Origin of the sequence: Spirosoma rhododendri (assembly GCF_012849055.1) — a bacterium.
Classification (GTDB): domain Bacteria; phylum Bacteroidota; class Bacteroidia; order Cytophagales; family Spirosomataceae; genus Spirosoma; species Spirosoma rhododendri.
The window spans coordinates 1,941,580-1,964,569 of sequence record NZ_CP051677.1 but is presented as its reverse complement, the minus strand read 5'-3'; the positions used below and the strand labels follow the sequence as shown (position 1 = coordinate 1,964,569).

Sequence of the window (22,990 nt, the reverse complement as noted above, 5' to 3'; positions counted from 1 at the left end):
GCTCTTTTACTCTTTCACTCTTTAAAACAAGATGAAAGGAATTATTCTGGCCGGGGGATCCGGCACACGGCTGCACCCGCTTACGCTGGCCGTCAGCAAGCAGCTAATGCCGGTTTACGATAAGCCGATGATTTATTACCCGCTCTCGATTCTGATGCTGGCGGGTATCCGGGAAATCCTAATTATCTCGACGCCCCACGATCTGCCCCATTTTGAGAAGCTACTGGGCGATGGCTCACGGCTGGGTTGCGAATTTAGCTACGCCGTTCAGCCCAGCCCCGACGGACTGGCGCAGGCGTTCATCATTGGCGAAGAGTTTATCGGTACCGATAAAGTCGCGCTGGTACTGGGCGATAACATCTTCTACGGATCGGGTCTGTCGAAACTGCTACAGGCCAACAACGACCCCGATGGTGGCGTTGTCTACGCGTATCAGGTACACGACCCTGAGCGGTACGGCGTTGTAGAGTTCGACGGGCAGTTCAACGTACTGTCGATCGAAGAAAAGCCCGAGCAGCCGAAGTCAAACTATGCGGTGCCGGGTTTGTATTTCTACGATAATGAGGTGGTCGAGATCGCCAAAAATATCAAGCCGTCGCCACGGGGTGAACTGGAAATCACCGATATCAACCGGGTCTATCTGGAGCGCGGCAAGCTGAAAGTGGGCGTGCTCGACCGGGGCACCGCCTGGCTCGATACCGGTACGTTTGAATCGCTGATGCAGGCCGGGCAGTTCGTCCACGTCATCGAAGAGCGGCAGGGGCTAAAAATCGGTTGCCCCGAGGAGATTGCCTATCGGATGAAGTTCATCGATGAAAAGCAGTTGACGGAGATTGCTAAACCGCTGGTCAAAAGCGGCTACGGGCAGTACCTGCTCAACATACTGAAGTAGGGCTTTCCGCCGATACGTATGTCGATAAAAAAGCGCCGGGGCAATCACCCCGGCGCTTTCTGTTACCTAACCTATGATGAAAAACAAGACAGTAGACGAACTACTCTGGGCAAAAGTAGGCCTTGCCGACTCCCTTCGCGAGCGCATAAACCCGTCTTCTGAGTTATAAAACCGGATCAGTGTAAGCCCGTACTTTGCCGCGTAGTTCTACGTGATTAGGGGTGGTTAGATTTATCGAAAGGTCGTATGGCGCAGACCCGGTTGAGAAACGATGAGTTTCTTACTAGTTTGCCCGCCTTGACTAACTCATCTATTCCCCACTATGAATACCTTCACGAAAGACGCAGGCCGTTTTCTCAAAAAAGCAGAGAGCGACGCAATGACCGACACGTACCGTGCCCGCAAGCGGGAGATGGGCATCAAAGACGACGAGTGCGTCCGATCGGAGTTCTTCGGTCTCGATCAGGTAATGCAATTGCTCAACAAGCCCGGTTGCGTAGGTTTGCGCATCCATCAGGCAAAGCGCCGGGAAGACGGCACCGGAACCCCTGACGAATCGGGTTCGCTAAAGCCCCGCGTATTGCTGACGGCCGTCGATGAGCGCGGACGCGACATAACTGCTCGTTCGGCACAAACCGGCCTCAAGGACGATCCAGATGACGATGATTCGACGCTAGGTAGTGGCTACACTTGTCCTCAGCATTGTGGCCAATAGTAGTGTCATAACATTACAATATCATGGAGAGACTATTAACTTTTTTTGCAAAATATCCACTCGACTTTATTGCTCATTTAAGTTGTGGTCTCCCCATAATTGTCGGTTTAATCAGATATCGACATTTAACAAACGCAAGTCGCCTAATTGTACTGTTCTTTACTTTATTCTTTTTTAAAGAAACCTATTCGTTGTCATTAGCTTTATCGAAGACAAATAATCTATTCTTACAAAATCTCGACTCTATTTTTGAGACTATATTCTGTGGTTTAATTTTCTACTACGCTATTGATAAATCATATGAACGGAAAATCATAATTATAGGAGGTATCTTGTGCACCCTACTGTTAATTTATTTTTATAAAAGCTATGCAGTTTCTGACATTGACCTGTCAATATTCAGAGTGTATGCCATAATACTTACACTTCTGTATTTCAATCGGCTACTTACAGATATGAATGCTGTTAATATCATGCATCATACACTGTTCTGGTTTTCGTCAAGTTTGCTTCTCTACTCAGCAGGCACGTTCTTCATCGTCTTGTTCAGTGAATACTGGTATCAGGGAATGGATAAGGTTCCCGCTGCGGTCTTTGACCAGTACTGGAATTCCAACCAAATTCTGTTTATTGCTTTCGCTGTACTATCAGCTATTGGGCTCTGGCACAGCAAGTACGATCAACGTTTGGCGTAAGTTTACTATTCAGTAAGTACCGACTCACTTTTGGGCCAAGTGATTAACCTTCGGTAGCCAGTGCATCATTTCTATTCTTCCTACCACGCTACTGCGATGTTGCTAATGAGCACTGGTCTGACAGTTGCTGTCGGTTCAGCCGTTTTGCTGAGCATGGCGGTGTTCATTATTGTTTTCGTTGCCTACTACCAGCAGAAGCAGGCAAAGCAACAACTGGCGCTCAAGGAAATTCAGGAACAGCACCGGCTTGAGTTAATGGCCGCTACGTTTCGCGGGCAGGAAGCCGAGCGGCAACGACTCGCCGAAGACCTGCACGATAGCATCGGCACCATGCTGTCGGTGACGAAGATGAGCCTCAACCAGCTGAATCGGCAGCTCGATGACGCGGCAAACCGGCAGGAACAGTTCGTGAAAACCCGCGATATGCTCGATGAAACGATGACCAACGTCCGGCGTATAAGCCGCGACCTCGTCCCGACGGTTCTGCAACGGTTTGGTCTGCTGGCAGCCCTCGACGAACTGGCCGACCGGGCCACGACCGATGAACTACGCGTGGTTCTCGACTGCCCCGGCCCGGTCGACCACTTACCGCCCGCCCTGCAACTCACGTTTTACCGCATCGCGCAGGAGCTGCTCAACAACGCCATCCGCCACGCCCGCGCCCAACTCATCACGATTCAGCTATACTGCGTTGACCACGAAGCCCGCATGTCGATACTGGACGATGGCATTGGGTTCGATTTCGACGCGATTATGGAGGACAAAAAGGCCGGGCTGGGCCTGCGTAACATCGAAAGCCGGCTGAATGTCGTAGCTGGGCATGTTACGTTCGACGTGGCACCGGGTCGGGGCTCACGAATTCACGCGCAGGTAAATCTGAACGATCCGCTGCTGGCAACGCTGACAAACTAAGGGGAAAGTCGTTACTTTTGTTTGCGTTTGCCGTCCGTAGTGCGACTAACGCGTTAGCGTATTTCCCCTTCCCGTCTAACCGTTATGCTGATGCGAAAAATTCGACTTGCTCTCTGCGACGATCATACACTTTTCCGAGTGGGCATGGCAACCCTGCTAGGCCAGATTCAGGATTTTGAACTGGTGCTGGAAGCCGCCAATGGCCAGGAACTTATCGACCGGGCGGCCCGCAAAATGCCAGATGTCGTGCTGCTCGATTTGCAGATGCCCGTGATGGATGGCACCGCTACCGCCGATTATTTTCGGGAGACATACCCGCTGGTGAAAATCATCATACTGACCATGCACGACGAAGATCGTATGGTGCTCCACCTGCTCGAAAAAGGCGTCAGCGGCTACCTACTGAAAGACGCCGACGCCGACGAAGTAGAGAAAGCCATTCGCAAAGTGATGGACGATGGCGTGTATCTGAACGATTTCGTGTCGCGCGCCATGCTTCGCCGAATGACCAGCAAATCCAACAGCCCGACGAAGCCGACCAGCGCGTTTTACAACAGTAAGATTTTGCTGTCGGATCGGGAAAAGGAAGTACTGTCACTGCTTTGCGACGGCCTGTCGACCAACGAAATCAGCGAAAAGGTTTTCCTTAGCCCCCGCACGGTCGAAGGCCACCGCCTGCGTATTCTGGAAAAAACGGGCACCAAAAATACGGCGGGTATGGTCGCCTATGCCTTCCGCAACAACCTCGTCTAGCTTACAGACTGCCCGTTCGTCCGCCGTCGACGGGTACGTTGATGCCATTGATCGATGCTGCGGCTGGTGTGCACAGAAACGCTACGGCCGCAGCGACTTCTTCCGCTGTTACGAACCGCCCGGTTGGTATGTCGCGCTGCATTTTTTCAGCTACCTCCTTTTCCGATTGCCCACTGTTTTCCGCCTGCATACGAATCACCGACGTCAGCCGGGCCGTCTGCGTGTAGCCGGGCAGCACATTGTTGACAGTAACGCCAGACCGGGCAATCTCCAGCGACAGCGTTTTGCTCCACTGTGCCACCGCCCCCCGAATTGTGTTCGACACCCCCAGCCCCACAATCGGCTGCTTGACCGATGTGCTGATGATGTTTATGATGCGCCCGTAGCCCACTCGCTTCATACCCGGCAATACGGCCTGCACCAGTGCCTGATTGTTCAGCAAATGAGCCTGGAACGTCTGCACAAACGCATCCGCCGTTGCATCGACTAACGGGCCACCCGCCGGGCCACCCGTGTTGTTGATAAGTACCTGTATCTCGCCACCATTCGCCAGATAACGCTGTATGACTTCAGCAACGGCACCCGGCTGACTGAAGTCGGCGACAAGGTACTGGTGGGTCTGACCGCTGCCGGTGTCGAGTGTCTGTAGCGTTTGTTGCAGCGTTTCCTCATTGCGGGCCATCAGCACCACATTAGCTCCCAGTTTTGCCAGTTCTACCGCCGACGCGCGGCCAATACCCTGTGTGCTGCCGCAGACCAATGCCGTTCTGTTTGTTAAATCGAGATTCATGTAGTGTGTAGTTTTAAGCCAAAATTGACCCGATGCGCTTGTTTATGTTGCCCCGCCTGCTCATTCTTCTGTTTATGATCTTGCCACTGCTTGCACAGGCCGGCTCGCCACCCAGCCACGCAATCTGGGACGGTTTGCTGAAGAAACACGTCGACGGACGGGGATTAGTTGACTACAAGGGGCTGAAGCGCGACGAAGCACTCCTCAACCAATACCTCGATTTACTGAGCCGTACGCCACCGGCCGCAAGCTGGTCGGTCAATGAAAAAATGGCGTACTGGATCAATGCGTACAATGCGTTTACAGTACGGCTGATCCTGAACCACTATCCGTTGAAAAGTATCAAAGACATCGGCCCAGCGGTTCAGATTCCGTTTGTTAACACGCCGTGGACCGAGAAGTTTTTCACGATTGGCGGCCAGAAAATGAGCCTCGACAATATTGAGCACGGCACATTACGCAAGCAGTTTACCGAACCCCGTATTCATTTCGCGCTGGTGTGTGCCGCCCGCTCCTGCCCCCGTCTGCGCAACGAAGCCTACACCCCGGCCCGGCTTGCCGGGCAACTTAACGAACAGGGCGTTGGCTTTCTGAACGACCCGACGAAGAACGCCGTAACGCCCGGCCGCGCCAGTTTGTCGAAGCTGTTTGACTGGTACAACCGTGATTTTGAGAAAAACAGCCGGTCGGTCGTTTATTGGGTGAACCGATACTCCCAAACAAAAATCAACGCCGACACGCCCGTTTCTTATCTGGACTACGACTGGCGGCTTAACGAGCAGTGAGCCAACCACGGCCCTTACGCCAATCCAATTCGGGTGTCAGGCGGACAAACAATAACATCCGACGGCTGTTCATAGAGCAGGGTCCAGATGGGTTGGACACGGTTATGTATGCCTAAAAAAATTGTTTACTGGTTTCGAAACGACCTTCGCCTGCACGACAACGAAGGTTTTTCCCGCGCGCTGACCGACGCCGAAACGGTGCTGCCCGTTTTTGTGATCGACACAGACTGGTTTACGGAGCTGGGGTCGATCGGCTTCCGGAAAATGGGTGTTTTTCAGGCGAATTTCCTGCTGGAATCGCTGGCTGATCTGCGGCAATCACTACGCAGCCGTGGGGGCGATTTGCTGATTCGCGTTGGCAATCCGGCACTGACGCTGGCCCGGCTGGCGCAGGAAATCGGTGCCGACGCCATTTACGCGAGCAAGGAAGTCACGCAGGAAGAAACCGACCTGGAATCGGAATTGAGCAAGCGACTGAAACCGCTGAATATTGATCTCGACCTGATCTGGCAATCGACGCTATACCACGTGCGCGACCTGCCTTTTGCGGTTTCCAAGCTACCGAATGTATTCACCCAGTTTCGCAAGGAAGTTGAAAAGTACGCGTCAGTTCGGGAGATTACCCCTACACCCAAGCAGGTTTCGATGCTGTCAGGTCAGGAAGCAGGTGCACTACCAACGCTGACCGACCTTGGCTATACCGCCGAAGAAATCAGTCGTGTCGAGCAGTCTGACACGCGGGCTGTGTTGCCATTTCACGGTGGTGAGACAGCGGGTATCGGCCGGCTGGAGCATTACCTGTGGGGCAGCGATCAGCTGAAAACATACAAGGAAACACGTAACGGCCTGCTGGGCGAAGGGTACTCATCGAAGTTCTCGGCCTGGCTGGCGCTGGGTTGCCTGTCGCCCCGGTTCATCTACCACGAAATCAGACGCTACGAAGCCGAGCGCGTCGAAAACGACTCGACCTATTGGCTGATCTTCGAGCTTATCTGGCGGGATTTCTTCCGGTTTGTGGCCTTGCGCTTCGGCAACCGAATCTTCAAAATCAGCGGTATTCGAAACGACATTACCAAACGCTGGCGTCGTGACCACGATTTGTTTTTGCGCTGGGCGATGGGCGAAACGGGCATTCCGTTTATCGACGCGAACATGCGCGAACTGAACGCCACCGGCTTTATGTCGAACCGGGGGCGGCAGAACGTGGGCAGCTTTCTGGTCAAAGATCTCGGCATCGACTGGACGTGGGGCGCGGCTTATTTCGAGAGTCAGCTCATCGACTACGACCCGTGCAGCAACTGGGGCAACTGGAACTACGTGGCCGGTGTTGGCAATGACCCGCGCGAAGACCGGTACTTCAACATTTTGTCGCAGGCCACGCGCTACGATGAACAGGGGGCTTATGTGAAACACTGGCTTCCCGAACTAGCCGACGTTCCCGCCAACCGGATTCATAAACTGTACGAACTGTCGAATGCTGAGTTGGAACGCTACGGCGTGTACCCCGGCGACAACTACCCCATGCCGATCATCAGGCCCGAACGGTGGACAGACGCCAAATTCAACCGCTGACGTAGATTCTGCTGAACTTATCCACAGTTTTACCCAATTTTATCACCAACAAAAAAGATTTCATCTACACACGTCATGTCAAAGTCGCTCATTATCGTGATTGTCATTGCCCTCATTCTGGGCATGTATGGCTGTAGTTCGTACAACGGCCTGGTCACCAGTGATACCAACGTACAGGAAAAATGGTCGCAGGTACAAACGCAGTATCAGCGCCGGTCCGACCTGATTCCGAACCTGGTCAACACCGTGAAAGGGGCCGCTAATTTTGAGAAAGGTACGCTCGTGGCCGTGCAGGAAGCCCGCTCGAAAGCTACCTCGATCAATCTGACGGCCGATCAGCTGACGCCCGAAAACGTGCAGAAGTTTCAGGCCGCTCAGGATCAGCTCAGCGGCTCGCTGTCGCGGCTGCTCGCGGTAGCAGAAAACTACCCGAACCTGAAAGCCACGCAGAATTTCTCGGAATTGCAGGCACAGCTGGAAGGCACGGAAAACCGCATTGCGGTGTCGCGTAACGATTTCAATGGAGCCGTTCGAACCTACAATCAGTCGGTCCGGTCGTTTCCGAACAACATCTTCGCGGGTGTGTTTGGCTTCCCGGTGAAAGGCTTTTTCGAGGCTTCGCAGGCAGCACAGAACGCCCCTTCGGTTCAGTTTTAAGTTAGAAAACCGTCCGGATAGCCACTCAGCGCTGGTCCGGACGGTTTTATGCCTTCGCCCATGACCACGCCTTTCACTCCCGCCGAACAGGAACAACTTATCGATGCCATCCGGCAGGCCGAGCTGGCAACGTCGGGCGAAATCCGCGTCCATATCGAAGCGCACTGTTCATCACCAGATCCGGTGCAGCGAGCTATTGAGGTGTTTCATCGGTTGGGTATGCATGAAACCAGGCTGCGCAACGGCGTCCTTTTTTACCTGGCACACGAAGACCGTAAGTTTGCCGTCGTCGGCGATGAGGGTATTAACCGGCAGGTTCCCGCCGACTTCTGGGTGAGCACTAAAGACCTGATGCGCGGTTATTTCGCCAAAGCGCAATACGTGGAAGGGCTCCGGCAGGGTATCGGCCGGGCCGGTCAGCAGCTGAAACAGTATTTTCCGTACGACGGGGCCACCGATACCAACGAACTCCCCGACGATATTTCGTTTAGTTAGCCCTACCGTGAACGTCCGTCCGTATTCTTCATTCCTCCGCTTACTCCGTGGTAGCCTGCTGCTGGTCAGTCTGGCACTGCTGGCATTGGCTGGCTACGCGCAGACTGGGTCGACTGCCGATTCCGTTATTCCGGCCCGCCCGAACCCGCCCCGCCTGGTCAACGACTTCGCGGGAGCACTCAGCGCGCAGGAACGCGCCCGGCTGGAGCAAAAACTGGATGCCTACAACGATTCTACCTCAACGCAGATCACAATCGTTATCGTAAAAAGCACGGAGCCATACCCCATCGGCGACTTTGCGTTTCAGGTAGGCCGGAAGTGGGGCGTTGGGCAAAGCCAGAAAAATAACGGGCTGGTACTGGCCTGGGCTACGCAGACCCGCAAGGTGTATATTGCCACGGGCTACGGGCTGGAAGGTGCCATTCCCGACGCTATCGCCAAGCGTATCATTTCCAACGACATTGTTCCGGCCTTTAAAGAGCAGCGCTATTTCGATGGTCTGGATGCGGCAACGACCGAAATTATTCAACGGGCGCAGGGCGAGTACAAAGCCGATCCACGCTCCTCGGATGACGACGGCGGACTGGGCGGCATCTTCGTACTGATCGTTATCGGCGTAATTATCTTCATCATTTTCGCCAACCGTAACCGGGGTGGTGGCGGCAGCAATCGCAACCGGGGTGGCGGCTTCTTCCCACCGGTCTTTTTCCCAACGTCGACTTATTCAGGCTGGGGTGGCTCAAGCGGTGGGGGCGGCTTCGGCGGAGGAGGGGGTGGTGGTTTTGGCGGTTTCGGCGGAGGCAGCTTCGGTGGCGGTGGTGCTGGTGGCGACTATTGATTAGCCGCCTGCCCGCGAGCGGCAAGGTATGTTGCCCCAACCAGCGCAGCCAATAACAGCACACCCGCTATTTCAAACGGTACGACATAATCAGTCATCAGCTGCCGACCAATCGTATTGATCGTTGATTGCCAGCCTACTGGCTCGTTGAGCAACGGAAAATTAGCCCGTGCCAGCAGCGTGTACAACGCCACGAACAGCCCACCCGCTACGGCGAGTCCCGCAAGACCCGCCCCTACCCGATTCAGCGACGGTATCCGGTTCGCCGTCTGGCTGCTGATGGAGGCTGCCGGTTCGGTTTTGTGGGTAAGCATCACGCCGAAAATTACCAGCACCAGCACCCCACCGACGTAGATCATGATCTGGGCAATAGCCAGAAAGTCGGCGCTTGCCAGTACAAACAACGCGGCAACCCCCAGCAGGGTGAGCAACAGGAAAAAGGCGGCATACAGTACGTTGCGGGTAAACAACACAGCCAGTGCACCGAAGAGGGTAAGCGCCGAAAAGCCGTAGAAAGCGAGCTGAATCACTACTTTATAGGATAGAGTATAGACGTGGGAAAGACGCCGGAAGCTAGGCCGATTCGCCCTCGTCAGGTTTGGGCTTCGGCTTCATTGTCGGGCGGAATGCCGGTTTTGCTTTGGGCGGCTCTTCCGGGAGTTCAGCTTTTGTTTCCGGCACAGTCTGTTCATCCGGCGTAGCCGTGGGCGGCACAGCCGGTTTCATCGTGGGCCGAAAACCCGCTGGCTTTGCTACGGCTGGCGCAACCGGTTTTTCCTCATCAACCGACGGCGTTTTGTCTTGAGACACTGCCGCATCAGTTAGCGCGTCACCCGCTGGCTTCGGTTTCATCGTTGGACGAAACGCAGGTTTCTTCTCGACCGGCACGGCGGGCTTGTCGGCGTCATTATCAGTAGCCTGATCTGCCGACGGAACAGTCGCTGGCTTCATCGTCGGCCGAAACGCGGGCTTAGGCTTTGGGGCCTCCGGTACTGCGTCGGTTACCGGCTCACTTGCTGGCTCAGCAGGCGGAGCGGCCGCCGGTTTCATTGTCGGGTGGAAGACAGGCTTCGGTTTTGCAGACTCCTGCGGAGCATCAGTTACCTCATCAGCGGGTTGCTTCGGCTCGTCGGCCGACGTTGCAGCCGCTGGTTTCATTGTTGGTCGGAAGCCAGCCGGTTTGGGCGCAGGGGTAGCCGGTACCTCAATGCCTTCCGGCTTATCGGCCGGTGGTGTCGCCGATGCGGGTTTCATCGACGGGCGGAATGCCGGTTTCGCGGCCGCTGGTGCCGACGCGGGTTTTTCCTCTTCCGTTACGTTAGCCTGTGCGTCGGGTTCGATGGGGGCGGGCGGAACCGTCGGTTTGCGAGTCGGCTGGAAGGTTGGTTTTTTCGTAGTTTCCAATCCACCCTGCGCGATCTGCTCCATCTCAGTTGGCGTCGCGTCGGTCAGCGGATGCTCGATAGCCCCACCGGCTGAGTTCTCGTCCGGCGAAACGGGGGTAGCGGGTTTTGCCGTTGGGCGGAACGCCGGGCGTTTGGCTGGTTCGGCGGGCGTTTCCGCTGACGTGGCAGCTTTCTTCGCGGCTGCCGCAGCCGCTTTCTGCGCTTCTTTTTCCTGAACAAACTGCTCGTACAACGCCCGCTTTTCGTCGGCTTCGGTTGGTGTCAGGTCCGCGTAGTGATACGTCAGCTTGCCCAATTCAAATTCGCTATAATCGAACTTCTTGTCCATCGTCAGGCACTCCGTCGGGCAGACGACCGTGCACAGACCGCAGTAGCAGCACTTTGCCATGTCGATATCGAACGTAGCCGCATACAGACGGATCGGTGACCCGTCAGACGCCCGTCCTACTTCCTCCGTTGCTTTGATGGCATCAATTGTAATGCAGTCGACGGGACAGACTTTGGCGCATTTATCACAGACAATGCAATCGTCGATTTCGTTGTGAAGCCGGTAACGGCCATTGTCGGGAATGGGCAGTTGCTCGTGCGGGTATTCCAGCGTAACGAGCCCCGTCTGTAGATCGAAATAATTGTCGCTGGCAACCCCCACCGCCGACCGTCGTTTGGTCGCGTTGCGCAGGTGCCGCAGCGTCAGGCTCAGCCCCTTAACCGACGTCTGAATCCCCCGCTTTATATCCTGAAAATACGCCATTCGAGTTGAATGAGCGAATGAGTGAATGAGCGAATGAGTGATTTTTTTACTGCGTTGATTAGCTATTCACTCATTTGCTCATTCACTCATTCGCTCATTGTTAAATTGCTGGAAACCGGGCAGGGTCACTCTCGCTCAGGAGAGCATAAACCGCTTCGATTACGTCGTCAACATTTGGTTTGGAAAAATAGTCCCCGTCGGAACCGTAGGGGGGCGGTGAGCTTTGGCCGACAAGGTGCGGGGGGGCGAATCCAGATAACGGTATGCATCCTGCTTGTCGACAACCTGTTGCAGCATGTAGGCCGACGCCCCACCGGGAACGTCTTCGTCCGCAAAAATAACCCGGTTCGTCTTCTTGATCGACTCCATAATCAAGTGGTGCCGATCGAAAGGCAGCAGCGTCTGTGCATCGATCACTTCCACCTGAATACCCATCTCGGCAAGCTGAGTGGCGGCTTCCAGCACAATGCGGCACATGGCTCCGTAGGTAACTACCGTCAGATCAGTGCCCGTACGCAACACATCGGGGACACCAAGCGGCAGGCAGAACTCGCTCAGGTTATCGGGCAGTCGTTCTTTCAGCCGATACCCGTTCAGGCATTCGATAACCAAAGCCGGATCGTCGCCTTTGACAAGCGTGTTGTAGAAGCCTGCTGCCTGCGTCATGTTGCGCGGCACCAGCACGTGAATACCCCGCAGGCTGCCCAGCATAGCGCCCATCGGCGAACCCGAATGCCAGATACCTTCGAGCCGGTGACCACGCGTACGGATAATCAGGGGTGCCTTCTGTCCACCTTTCGTGCGGTAATGCAGCGTCGCCAGATCATCGGTCAGCGTCGCCAGCGCGTAGTAGATGTAATCGAAATACTGAATCTCGACAATGGGGCGCAGGCCACGCATCGCCATACCAATACCCTGCCCGACGATTGTCGTTTCGCGAATACCGGTATCTGTAATGCGTAGTTCACCGTATTTCTCCTGTAGACCAGCAAAGCCCTGATTCACGTCGCCGATCATACCGACGTCTTCGCCCATCGCCACCACCCGCTCGTCGCGTCCAAACAGGTTATCGAAGTAGCGCTGCATCAGCATATATCCGTCGATCGTCGGGGACTCATCGGTGTACTGTGCAGGCGTACCGGTGATGAGCAAGGGTGAATCTGGCGACTGACTGAGCAGGAACGAATGGTACATATCCTCCGCCTTCTCGTCGATCGTTTTGAGGTATGCCTGCAGGGGCGCTTTCACAGCCGCTTTATCCATCCGCACCGTGCGCAATGCTTTCCGAACAGCACTAACCGCGTCGCGACGGAGGGGCAGGTGTTCTTTACGCAACTGCTCCCGAATGGCCATTAGCTCAGCCGATTTCGGGTTGTGCCGCGCTACACGCTGTAATAAGTCGAGTGCTTCGTTCATGTCGGCCTTCATCGACTCCTGAAACGCATTCCAGGCTGATGTGCGGGCCTCTCCGGCAACCTGTTTTGCTTCGGCGTCGATAGCGTCGAGTTCATCACCCGTTGCGTAACCATTGGTTAAAATCCAGGACCGAAAGGTGCGGTTGCAATCATGCTCGGCTTCCCAGGCCAGTCGTTTTTTACTCTTGTACCGTTCGTGCGAACCCGAAGTCGAATGGCCCTGTGGCTGGGTCAATTCCTGAACGTGCACTAGTACCGGCACGTGCTGTTCCCGGCAGATACGAGCCGCCTGTTCGTAGGTTTCGAGCAGGGCCACGTAGTCCCAGCCTTTCACGGTCATTATCTCAATGCCTTTATCGTCGGCGTCGCGTTGCAGGCCAGCCATCGCTTTCGATATGCTGCCCTTCGTCGTCTGGTACTCTACCGGCACCGAAATACCATAGCCATCGTCCCAAACCGACATCAGTAGCGGCACCTGCAACACCCCAGCCGCGTTCATTGTCTCCCAGAACATCCCCTGCGAGGTCGACGCATCGCCGATGGTTCCAAACACAACTTCGTTTCCCTCGTGCGAAAAGCCAGTCATGTCGTGCAGAGCCGGGTTTTGCCGGTACAGCTTCGACGCATAAGCCAGCCCCACAGCGCGCGGAATCTGCCCGGCGGTGGGCGCAATATCACAAACGGAATTATACTGATCGGTCTGACTCCGCCACAGCCCCTGATCGTCGACCCAGCGGGTGGCAAAGTGGCCGTTCATTGACCGTCCGGCCGTATTAGGTTCAGCCGTCAAATCAGCATGGGCATAGAGCTGGGCAAAGAATTCACTCCAGCGTAGTTCGCCCAGTGCAGCAACAAACGTCTGATCCCGGTAATAGCCCGACCGGAAGTCGCCCCGGCGAAATGCGCGGGCCGCAGCCAGCTGAGCCAGTTCCTTTCCGTCGCCAAAGATGCCGAACTTAGCCCGCCCCCCCATAACGTCGCGCCGACCCAATAAGCTTACCTGTCGGCTTTCACTGGCCATTCGGTAGTCATATAGGATTTTTTCGCGAGTGAGAATATCAGTCGAGCGGAGTTTTTCGTTGGCTATCACAGCAGGACCACGGGTTGAAGGATACAACAATAGTTTGTCTGATGAAGCACGCGGAACAGGCACATTGCGACTGCCCGGTGAAAGTAAATGTAAGCTAAAACAACCCAGCTTTCAAAAAAACGATTTTTTTACGTTCCTTTGTCTGTACAACGAAATTCAGTAAAAATTTGGCAAATCTTTTGCGGCATATTTCGTTTATCAGGTAGCTAATTCGATTAACCAAACTATAATTCTGTACAGTCTAATGAAAACCATTTTTTCACTTTTCGTAGCTTTATTTGCCTTTGTTGCAGTTAGCTATGGTCAGAAAGGCACCATGAAGTTTGCCAAAGAGACGCATGATTTTGGCAAGGTTGAGCAGGGCAAGCCTGTTACCTACGTATTCGAGTTCAAGAACAACGGTACGGACCCGGTTGTCATCAATGATGCCGCTGCTTCCTGCGGCTGCACGAAGCCGAGCTGGACGAAGGAGCCCGTAATGCCCGGCAAAACAGGTTCGGTATCGGCTACCTACAATGCCGCTACCCCGGGTCAGTTTACCAAGTCGGTAACCGTGACGAGCAACGCTGAATCGGGACAGACAACGCTGTACCTCAAAGGCGAAGTGGTTACGCAGAAAGAAACTGCTGCGGCTGCACCAACGGCTACCCCGATGGACAAGTCGAAGAAGAAAGGCACTAAGACTTCACGCTAACACGCTGAAGGGTTAATAGTGTGATTACGAAAGGCATCTGGTAGTGTACCGGATGCCTTTTTTCGTGTTCGGCGGTCGTCTGTCAACCCCTGTAACCGTTTCAGGATTAGGGCAGCCGTTCCTGTATACGGCCGTCGCAGTGATTTAGTTGTCAGCGTACATTCAGCGCACGATAAGCCAATGCTGGCTTCGTTTGCTCCGATCTAAACGCCATGTTTTTCCTCATCATCGGTCTACTTCTTCTGCTGGCCGGTTTCGCAATCAATACCCCCGCGCTGACATTTTCGCGCTATTCCCGTCCGGTCAAACTGACCGGTTTTGTCCTGCTGATACTGGGTTTTCTGACGGCCGCTGTCCGGCAAATCGATGCGGGTCAGGTCGGCGTCATTTCGCTTTTCGGCAACGTCAGCGATCGGGCGCTTAGCTCCGGCCTGAACTTCGTGAATCCGCTCGCCAATGTGACGGAGTTCGATACCAAGACGCAGAACTACACCATGTCGGCAACGAACGACGAGGGGCAGAAAGTGGGCGACGATGCCATCCGGGTTCTCACCGCCGACGGGCTTGAAGTCGTTATCGACCTGACGGTTCTGTACCGGGTTATCCCGGCTGATGCCCCCCGCATTTATCAGGAGATTGGTACCGATTACATGGATAAGATCGTTCGGCCAATTACGCGGACCCGCATCCGCGACAATGCCGTGTATTACGACGCCGTCGCCTTATACTCGACCCGACGCGATGAATTTCAGGGCCGGATCTACAAAACGATTGAGTCAGATTTTCGCAAGCGGGGCCTGCTGCTGGAACAACTCCTGATCCGTAACATCGACCTTCCCGCATCGGTGAAGAAAACGATCGAATCGAAAATCAATGCCGAGCAGGACGCCCAAAAGATGCAGTTCGTGCTGGCGAAGGAGCGTCAGGAGGCCGAACGCAAGCGCGTCGAAGCACAGGGTATTGCCGATTATCAGCGCATTCTGTCGACCGGCTTGAGCGACCGGCAGCTTCAGTACGAGCAAATCAAAGCGCAACGTGAACTAGCCGCTTCGCCAAACGCCAAGATTGTGATTATGGGAGGTCGGGGTACTATGCCGTTGATTCTCAACGAAAAGTAGCAGACGGGCTGTTCAGTGTTGGTATGTTGTCCAATGCAAAATAGCCCCTACACCAGAGCTTTGGAGGCCGGTTGCCGAATGGCGGCTTTGGTCCGAACAGGTTTTGTTTTCGAGCGCCGTCCCCACCAGATAAGGGTACCCGTTATGGGCAGGCTGGCGCAAATCAGGCTGGCAAAAAACATCAGCAACTTACCCGGTAGCCCCCATACCGCCCCGTATGAATGTCGTAGTTCAGACGGGCAATTTTATCGGCGGTCGATGCCTGTTCGTATCGCCCGTATGGGTGGCTGACCGATTGCTCAGCCAGCGTGTGCTGATCGTAGAAGCGGAAATCGGTACGCGAGGTATTGTCGTGCAGGGTATTGGTACTGATGAGAATCGAGCTGGTATTTGTCTCGGGAAAATGCACTTCAACGCTTTTCAGGTCAGGCTGCTGCCGGATCAGCCGGGACCACAGCAAATCGGTAGCGGGTTGTGTGCGCTGTATGCCCATGCGCGTGGTGTCGGATAGCGGTTCGGCGTACATCGCCAGTGCCTTACCGCCCGATGTCGACCAGTACATTGCTTTGGCGAACCACTGAAAGCCCCAAACAAGCCCGGTCAGGCCCAGTACCAAACCGACGATCAGCACGTAAAAGCCGAACACATTATGCAGATCGTAATTGACCCGACGCCACTTCGCTGACCACTTGACTGAAAATCGCTGATTCGCAGCTTTTCGGTTTTTCGGCCACCACAAGACAAGCCCCGACAGCAGTAATAGCACAAATACCAGCGTCGCCGTCGCGACAATGGGCTGACCAATCGCTGGTGGTAACCAGAGATAATAATGCCCGTTGAGTACCCACCGGAAAAACGTCTGGTTATAGTCAGTAACGTTCAACACCTGCCCGGTATACGGGTTGATCGACACGCCGTAATAGTAGGTATCACTCAGCGAATAATAGATGACAGTGACCGACCGGCCCGCTTCGGCGTAGTTTACACTGTGGGCCTGCTTACCGGGCAATTGACGATCAGCAATTGAACGCAGCACCGACGGGGGCAATATTGGCTTATGCTGAGCCTCTACAAACCGGTAAGGCTGGGTAGCATCCTGAATTTCGGCCTGAAACGCGTACAAACAGCCTGTCAGCGCAACGATGAATACGACAAGCCCGGATGCCAGCCCCAGCCACAAATGCAGTTTACCAATAACTTTCTTCGCCGTCATAACCAGAGCAACTGGGGAGTAGTACAAACGCCTACCAGATCAAGCGTCTATCTATGCTGATTGCACATGGCAAATTTATGTAGACTGCTTATAAATAACACCATTCTACTGGTCAGAAATCTGTAAAAACGCGTGGTCAAGGCATGTGCTATGAAAAACGTGGCCCGTCAATCTACGAAGATCAACGGGCCACGTTTCTGCTTACAGGTCTGGTATTATATCGCACCCAGCGCTGTCAGCCATGCTTTACAGGTATCGGGCCATGTGTTGAGCGAACCATATTTTGCCGTCCGCAGCCCGTAACCGTGTCCGCCTTTCGGATACAGGTGCATCTCGGCTGGCACGTTGTTTTTCAAACAGGCGAGGTAAAAATCAATACTATTCTGAACCGGGACGGCTTTATCATCTTCCGAATGAACGAGGAATGTCGGTGGAGTCTGGCTGGTAACCTGCAACTCATTGGAATAGTAGGCCACCATCTCCGGCGAGGTGCTTAGTTTACCAAGCAGGTTGTTTTTCGACCCGCTGTGGGTGTTCTCACCGAACGTAATGACCGGATAAATCAGAATGGCGAAGTTGGGCTTTGCCTGTTCATTGGCCTTCGGTCCCTTGTTGTAGTGCGTCGCCAGTGTCGATGCCAGGTGCCCCCCTGCCGAGAACCCCATTACGCCTATTCTGCCGGTATCTATGCCGTACTGCCCTGCCTTCTGACGGATCAGCGTCATCGCCTGCATGGCGTCCATCAGCGGTACCTCCTGTTGGCTGGTCATCAGCTTTTCGTTCGGCAGGCGGTATTTGAGCACAAACGCGGTGACACCCATACCGTTGAGCCAGCGGGCAATGTCTTCGCCTTCATGCCCCGATGCCAGAATACCGTAACCACCGCCAGGGCAGATCATCACGGCACTGCCAGTCGGTTTGCCAGCTGGTTTGTAGACTGTCAGCGTCGGTGTCGAGACATTACTAATCCGGGCGATGCCATCGGCTCCCATTTCCGCCTTTTCGTTGTCGGGCACACCGGCGATAGCGTTGGGAATCTGCCCGTCGGGCCACAGTTTGATTACTTCCTGAGCGTGTAGGGTGGTTAGCACAATAGCAAACAGACAGGTGAGCAAAAGAGTACGCATGAGCCGGTACACAAAGAGTTAGTGTTTAAACGGCACAAAAAGCGACGCCATCCAGCCGCTCTACTCATATTTCAACTTCGGCGTCCTGGTTCACTGACGGTACAGCTTCTTTACCGTGCAACACCTCGATCAGCTCCTTGACGCGGTACACCGTCTTGTTGTACTTGTTGCCCAGCATGATGATAACGTACTCATCTTTCGGGCTAAACCAGAACATGGTGTTATATCCTTTCCACCAGCCAGAGTGGTAAATAAATTCGGGCTGATCGTTGGCGTCGAGCATCATGCGGAAACCGTAGCCGTAGTTTTTGGTGCTTTTCCGCTCGAAGCTCCGGGGGATAAAGGCTTCGGCCATGGTCTTCTTTTGCAGAATACAGTTACCGTTCAACGCCCGGTACCAGCGAAACAGATCACCAATGGTTGAGTAGATGCCTTTGTCCCCAACAACATCATCGTAATAGTCCTTCGGGATGCGCCGATTCCACTGATAACCCGCTGTCTTGTGGCGGTTAAACGCTTCGTTACGACTGGTTGCGACGAACGTTTCGCGCATTCCCAGCGGCTCCAGAATCGTTTTGTTGATATATGACTCGTAACTCTGCTTCGTGACCTTTTCGATGATCGACGCCAGCACCATGTAATTGGTGTTGCTGTAACTAAATCCCCGACCCGGAATATTGTAGCGCTGTGGTGTTGGCTTCACCGTCGCAAACCAGTGCATAATCATTGCGTTGGTCGGGTACGGCTTCTCCCGCTTGTAGAAGTTGACCTTCATACTGTCGTCAAACGAGTACGCGTAATTGGGCAACCCACTGCGGTGACTCAGCAGTTCGCGAACGGAGATACCGTGGTACGGAAAATCGGGGTAAAACTTCTGAATGGAATCATCGAGACTTAGCTTACCCATCTCGATAAGTTTGAGCGTCCCAACGGCGGTAAATGTTTTAGACAGCGACGCCAGCTGAAATTTAGAGTCATCGACCAACGTATCGCGCTGCCCTCGCTCAAAGTGCCCTAGCCCAAAGCAGTTCTTATAAAGTACGATACCTTTCTGCGCAACCAGCACATTGCCGTTGAACCCTTCGCGTACCTTCTGCCGAATAATGGCTTCTATTTCTTCTGATTTCTGATCGGCGTTGATCTGTTTACGCACCGCCTGCTGTTGAGCCATACTTAGCTTTTGTTCGTCGGCGCAGCTGCGTAGATTATTAGCCGACTTAGCTATCTGCTTTTCTGTATTCGATCCGCAGGCTCCAACCAGCCCGGCAACTACTAGACTTACTACCCAACTCCACAAACCACGCGTCTGCACCATACTGATTCCCACTAATTCGATTCGACTGATGCCGTAAAAGTAGAACGGACTGCGTATCTAATCCTGCTCTATCGACAAACATTTTTTCTTCTGTCAATCAGCAGGCTTTTTAAGGTAACCGAAAGGGGGTCGATTTCGTGTAATCAGCTGATCGTTTCCCGAGAAAGCCCGTTTTTCGTAGACTGATCGATCCGCCTACGCTGTTTGGTATCACCCCCCCAGCATCTACGGCTACCGCTGCACTCAGCGTCGTCCCCCAAATACGTTCACCGGTATATTCGCCGATAAGAAGCCTGAAAACTGCCGGGGTTTGTTGAGAAATGGGGCTGGATACGTGCCCGCGTTAACACTGTACGATAGTTTAGCGATGACATCGACAGAACCAAACAGCAATGCACTCAAACCAAAATGACCGGCGCTGACGCGATTGTTCGTAATACCCGGCCGATGAGGTAAGTTGGGGTTCGTTTCCAGCGTTGGGGTCAGGAATGGATTTCCAATCGTGCGTCCAAAGTAAGTCCAGCCGTCGATGAACTGAGCGTGGTTAAAGTAGTCGTCGTTACCACGCCGTAACGGATCATCGATCACAAATTCGTTTCCTCCCTGACTTCCTGTGTAAAGATATTCCAACGTCAGCTGTCTGAGAAAAAACGTTTCGCCATCTGGCGTCTTTTGATTTTTCAATCGAATTCCGTTCAGGCCGTCCTGAATGTTTGTCAGATAAAACAGCGACCCGTCGTCGTACATAAACTGCCGGTACATGAACAGGTTCCAGTGGGCAATATTTACGTCGGCGGCAAAGTCAACCGATCCCAAATGATTACCAATCCGGTTTGCCTCAAAGCTGGTCACATCCGGATCATCGGCGCTGAATAAGCCTCGTTCGCCGATTACCACCGCCGGGTAGTACTTGAACGCTGATGGCAGCTTGCCATTATCTGACAAATAAGGCGGAATGATTCCAGGTGGGTCGGCATGTCCCGCCCAGATCACCTGATGGGTAAAACCGCCATATAACCGAAACCGCCAGGTGGGTTTTCCCAGGCGGCCGTACAGGTAAGTCTGGTGCAGGTATGATCCTTTTATGTATCGGTCACTATTTTCGAACCAGCCGTGTGAATATGCCCCAAGAACGGAGATAATACCCTTTGTAAAAGGAATAGGCGTGTAGGTAGGGAGAGATAATTGGATCTTAGGAATGGGCAGTGCATTCCCCGACCACGAATAGGCACCGGTAGTCAGCAACGTGTCGACCAGCCCGTTAATTTCACGCCGACGGCCTACGTATAATTCAAGAGCACCCAGCCTGCCTTTTACGTACGCTTCAGGCAGTAGCACCTGCGTAGTTGCTCCGGCATTGACCACAGCATTGACACCATAGCCCCAGTCAGCCTTAGGTCGTTTTCCCAAACTGTCAGCCGGCCGATAGTCAGACCACATGCCTGTATTCACCCACCCGTATGGCGATTTCAGCGGCACGACACCGTATCGATTGGCCCTCAGCCAAAATGGTGTTTGGGCCGAAGCGCTAAGCGTGCCAACTTCTACCAGATAACGGCTATCGCGTACGGCTGATTGTCCCATGGCGCTCACCAGACACAAGCAGCTGACCAGTATTACCAGGGAAACGGAACGTAATACGTACATAACAGGGAGAGAGTCAGCCTACGTTTTCAATACCTGTTATTTACCACGCCCCTGTACCATCACCCGTACAGTAAGCACGATAATCCACATATCGTAAAGAAAAGACCGACGCTTGGGATAAAGCAGGTCGTATCGGAGCCGCTCCACCATCTCCTCAATACTGGCAGCATACCCGAATTTAACCTGCCCGATTGAGGTAATTCCCGGTTTCACATTGAACAGATCTTTGTATTCCGGTGCTACTTCAACGATTTGATCGATAAAAAATTGCCGTTCAGGCCGAGGCCCGACAACCGACATATCGCCTTTAAGCACGTTGTAAAACTGCGGTAACTCATCGAGTCGTGTCTGCCGCATAAACCGACCCCAGGGTGTAATCCGGTTATCGCCCGTACCTGCTGACAACAAAGGGCCAGCACTTTCGGAGTTGATATACATACTCCGAAACTTATAGATCGTGAATGGTTTCCCTCCCCGACCAATTCGCTCCTGCGCATACAACACGGGGCCCTTCGACGTCGCTCTCGTCATAGCCGCCACAAACAACAACAGTGGTGAGCCAAATCCTAAAGCCAGTGTAGAGAAAGCCACATCAAACGCCCGCTTCAGGACATTGATCCTAAAGTCGAGCAGCATCTGGGACGAAACATTGATTACAGGCAGGAAGTCGTGATATTCCATCGACGTTCCTTTAGCCAGGAACCCCCGAAAATCAATTAGTAACTTGACCTGGTAGTTGGCTGGCTCAGCCGAATCTACGATCGCCCGTAGCTGTTCGTTATCCACGTAGGGCATACAACAGTATACGCAGTCGATCTCGTTGCGCTGAATATGGTGTTGCAATTCGGCATACGAGGCCGTCAGGTGAGCTTGGTTTTCGGCCGTTGGTTCATCGAAGTAGCCACAGAAGTGAAACCCCATTTCTGGGTGGGCGTCGTAGAAGCCACGAATTGTAGTGGCCAGCTTTCCGTAGCCTGCAATAGCGTATCGACGATTATTGTACCCGCGGGTTCGGTATTCCCGCAGAAAGAGTAGCCCGCCCAACCGGAACAGTGAGGCCAGCGTGATGAATAAGACGTAGGTGATGAGAAGGTGTTCCCGCGAGTAATAGAAGCCTTTAACCGCTACCCAGAAAATGGCAATAACAGCCATATGAATGCCCACCAATAATACCAGCTTTTTCAGTAAATGATCCAGCTTGAAAAGTTGGCGTGGGAATATATACGGTTTAAAAACAACGATCTCAACCAGCCAAACCAGATTAAAGGCAATCCAGAGCGACTCATAAGGGAACCGGCTTACCGGTTCAATATTCCCAAACTTGATCCAATACCCGCCTACAAAGCCTACGTTTAGACTAATAAAGTCTATGATGACATGGAGTGGAAAAAACAGTACAGAATATCGATGTCGCATGATCTATTCGCTTATTCAACTTAACGTCGAGTAACAGCTATCGAACTCTGCGTACATTAGTTATACCAAGAGTTCTTCATAATCTTAAAATTATCCTGCATAAAGGACCGTATAGCACTACAAAGTACAATGATAATAGAAAAGCATGGTCTTTATTCTATCCAATGGCTTAGTATAGACAGAGATACGTGTGCATGTAAATAAAAAAAGCCTGCATTGTGAATACAGGCTTTTTCAACATATGATACTAACTTCTCACTTCTTTACTAGCTTGGTAGTCATTCGCTGCTGATTACTTTCGACAACAGGCAAATAAACGCCTGGCACAGCATCTTCTGCGTTCCATTCTACTCTGTGCATCCCCGCAGCCTGACTCTGTTCTTTAATTAACTGGCGGACTCTTACTCCTTGAGCATTTAAGATCCACAAATCAACTTTCCCCTCTGCTGGGAGATAATATTCTATTGTCGTTACGTGCTCGAACGGGTTGGGAAAAGCCGACAAATGCAACGTTTTTTCACCTTCGGAGAAAACAGGACGAACAGTAGCAAGAAACACGCTTCCTGACTTAGCCTCAAAACCAGGAAGCAGTTGAACCGTCTTGCCAGCCCGGTATTCCACGTTAGCCGATTTACTGATCAAACTCGTAGTTTCAACGCTTTCAATGGCTTCCTCTAAAAAATCCCCTCCCCTT

At 53.3% G+C, this 22,990-nt stretch carries 21 protein-coding genes and 1 pseudogene; 12 read left to right on the top strand and 10 right to left on the bottom strand.

Translation table 11 applies throughout. The annotated features are described in order from the left end of the window. Positions 1-31: 31 nt before the first annotated feature. From rfbA to HH216_RS08100, 5 genes are all read left to right on the top strand, one after another. Entirely contained in the window at positions 32-892 is an 861-nt protein-coding gene (gene rfbA / locus HH216_RS08120) for a glucose-1-phosphate thymidylyltransferase RfbA (protein ID WP_169550365.1), read from the top strand. A 322-nt stretch (positions 893-1,214) separates the two neighbouring features. Further along, positions 1,215-1,607: a hypothetical protein gene (locus tag HH216_RS08115; RefSeq protein ID WP_169550364.1), complete on the top strand. Its 393-nt coding sequence runs from the start codon at positions 1,215-1,217 to the stop codon at positions 1,605-1,607. A 455-nt stretch (positions 1,608-2,062) separates the two neighbouring features. Beyond that, positions 2,063-2,302: a hypothetical protein gene (locus tag HH216_RS08110; RefSeq protein ID WP_169550363.1), complete on the top strand. Its 240-nt coding sequence runs from the start codon at positions 2,063-2,065 to the stop codon at positions 2,300-2,302. A gap of 60 nt (positions 2,303-2,362) precedes the next feature. Continuing rightward, positions 2,363-3,214, top strand: a complete 852-nt coding sequence (locus tag HH216_RS08105) for a sensor histidine kinase (protein WP_332871486.1) — start codon at positions 2,363-2,365, stop codon at positions 3,212-3,214. 90 nt (positions 3,215-3,304) lie between these two features. Next, positions 3,305-3,967, top strand: a complete 663-nt coding sequence (locus HH216_RS08100; protein WP_169550362.1) for a response regulator transcription factor — start codon at positions 3,305-3,307, stop codon at positions 3,965-3,967. A 1-nt stretch (position 3,968) separates the two neighbouring features. Here HH216_RS08100 and HH216_RS08095 read toward each other — a convergent pair whose 3' ends face one another. After that, a complete protein-coding gene (locus HH216_RS08095) occupies positions 3,969-4,757 on the bottom strand; it encodes an SDR family oxidoreductase (protein WP_169550361.1) in 789 nt (262 codons plus the stop codon). Positions 4,758-4,789: 32 nt separating this feature from the next. Here HH216_RS08095 and HH216_RS08090 point away from each other — a divergent pair, with 32 nt between their 5' ends. The 5 genes from HH216_RS08090 (at position 4,790) to HH216_RS08070 (ending at position 9,104) form a co-directional block, all read left to right on the top strand. After that, the gene (locus HH216_RS08090; protein ID WP_169550360.1) at positions 4,790-5,542 is read left to right on the top strand and encodes a DUF547 domain-containing protein; all 753 of its coding nucleotides are present in this window, start codon (positions 4,790-4,792) and stop codon (positions 5,540-5,542) included. 108 nt (positions 5,543-5,650) lie between these two features. Further along, positions 5,651-7,114, top strand: coding sequence for a DASH family cryptochrome (locus HH216_RS08085; RefSeq protein ID WP_169550359.1), 1,464 nt, complete (start codon positions 5,651-5,653; stop codon positions 7,112-7,114). A 75-nt stretch (positions 7,115-7,189) separates the two neighbouring features. Then, complete coding sequence (locus HH216_RS08080; protein WP_169550358.1) at positions 7,190-7,771, top strand: LemA family protein; 582 nt, start codon at positions 7,190-7,192, stop codon at positions 7,769-7,771. Between the two features lie 60 nt (positions 7,772-7,831). Next, positions 7,832-8,266: a TPM domain-containing protein gene (locus HH216_RS08075; RefSeq protein ID WP_169550357.1), complete on the top strand. Its 435-nt coding sequence runs from the start codon at positions 7,832-7,834 to the stop codon at positions 8,264-8,266. Between the two features lie 7 nt (positions 8,267-8,273). After that, positions 8,274-9,104: a TPM domain-containing protein gene (locus tag HH216_RS08070; RefSeq protein WP_169550356.1), complete on the top strand. Its 831-nt coding sequence runs from the start codon at positions 8,274-8,276 to the stop codon at positions 9,102-9,104. Here HH216_RS08070 and HH216_RS08065 read toward each other — a convergent pair. From HH216_RS08065 to HH216_RS08055, 3 genes are all read right to left on the bottom strand, one after another. Next, positions 9,098-9,634, bottom strand: coding sequence for an NADH-quinone oxidoreductase subunit J family protein (locus tag HH216_RS08065; protein ID WP_169550355.1), 537 nt, complete (start codon positions 9,632-9,634; stop codon positions 9,098-9,100). The two genes, HH216_RS08070 and HH216_RS08065, sit on opposite strands and share 7 nt — an antisense overlap. Positions 9,635-9,677: 43 nt before the next feature. Continuing rightward, positions 9,678-11,261 (bottom strand): 4Fe-4S dicluster domain-containing protein, encoded by a 1,584-nt coding sequence (locus tag HH216_RS08060; protein ID WP_169550354.1) that lies wholly within the window; start codon positions 11,259-11,261, stop codon positions 9,678-9,680. Positions 11,262-11,420: 159 nt separating this feature from the next. Continuing rightward, complete coding sequence (locus tag HH216_RS08055) at positions 11,421-13,766, bottom strand: alpha-ketoacid dehydrogenase subunit alpha/beta (protein WP_408641764.1); 2,346 nt, start codon at positions 13,764-13,766, stop codon at positions 11,421-11,423. Positions 13,767-14,010: 244 nt separating this feature from the next. Here HH216_RS08055 and HH216_RS08050 point away from each other — a divergent pair, with 244 nt between their 5' ends. Both HH216_RS08050 and HH216_RS08045 read left to right on the top strand, forming a co-directional pair. Continuing rightward, entirely contained in the window at positions 14,011-14,460 is a 450-nt protein-coding gene (locus tag HH216_RS08050; protein ID WP_169550353.1) for a DUF1573 domain-containing protein, read from the top strand. Between the two features lie 212 nt (positions 14,461-14,672). Continuing rightward, entirely contained in the window at positions 14,673-15,578 is a 906-nt protein-coding gene (locus tag HH216_RS08045) for a prohibitin family protein (protein WP_169550352.1), read from the top strand. A gap of 47 nt (positions 15,579-15,625) precedes the next feature. Here the strand turns inward: HH216_RS08045 and HH216_RS08040 are convergent. The 6 genes and pseudogenes from HH216_RS08040 to HH216_RS08015 form a co-directional block, all read right to left on the bottom strand. After that, positions 15,626-16,791 (bottom strand): annotated as a pseudogene (locus tag HH216_RS08040) (PepSY-associated TM helix domain-containing protein). A 215-nt stretch (positions 16,792-17,006) separates the two neighbouring features. Continuing rightward, positions 17,007-17,918, bottom strand: a complete 912-nt coding sequence (locus HH216_RS08035; RefSeq protein ID WP_169550351.1) for an alpha/beta hydrolase — start codon at positions 17,916-17,918, stop codon at positions 17,007-17,009. 64 nt (positions 17,919-17,982) lie between these two features. After that, positions 17,983-19,233: a serine hydrolase domain-containing protein gene (locus HH216_RS08030; protein WP_169550350.1), complete on the bottom strand. Its 1,251-nt coding sequence runs from the start codon at positions 19,231-19,233 to the stop codon at positions 17,983-17,985. Between the two features lie 243 nt (positions 19,234-19,476). Then, positions 19,477-20,880: a capsule assembly Wzi family protein gene (locus tag HH216_RS08025; protein WP_254448735.1), complete on the bottom strand. Its 1,404-nt coding sequence runs from the start codon at positions 20,878-20,880 to the stop codon at positions 19,477-19,479. Between the two features lie 36 nt (positions 20,881-20,916). Next, on the bottom strand, positions 20,917-22,296 hold the full coding sequence (locus HH216_RS08020) for a sugar transferase (protein ID WP_169550349.1): 1,380 nt from the start codon (positions 22,294-22,296) through the stop codon (positions 20,917-20,919). Between the two features lie 255 nt (positions 22,297-22,551). Continuing rightward, positions 22,552-22,917 (bottom strand): T9SS type A sorting domain-containing protein, encoded by a 366-nt coding sequence (locus tag HH216_RS08015; RefSeq protein ID WP_254448734.1) that lies wholly within the window; start codon positions 22,915-22,917, stop codon positions 22,552-22,554. Positions 22,918-22,990: the final 73 nt, after the last annotated feature.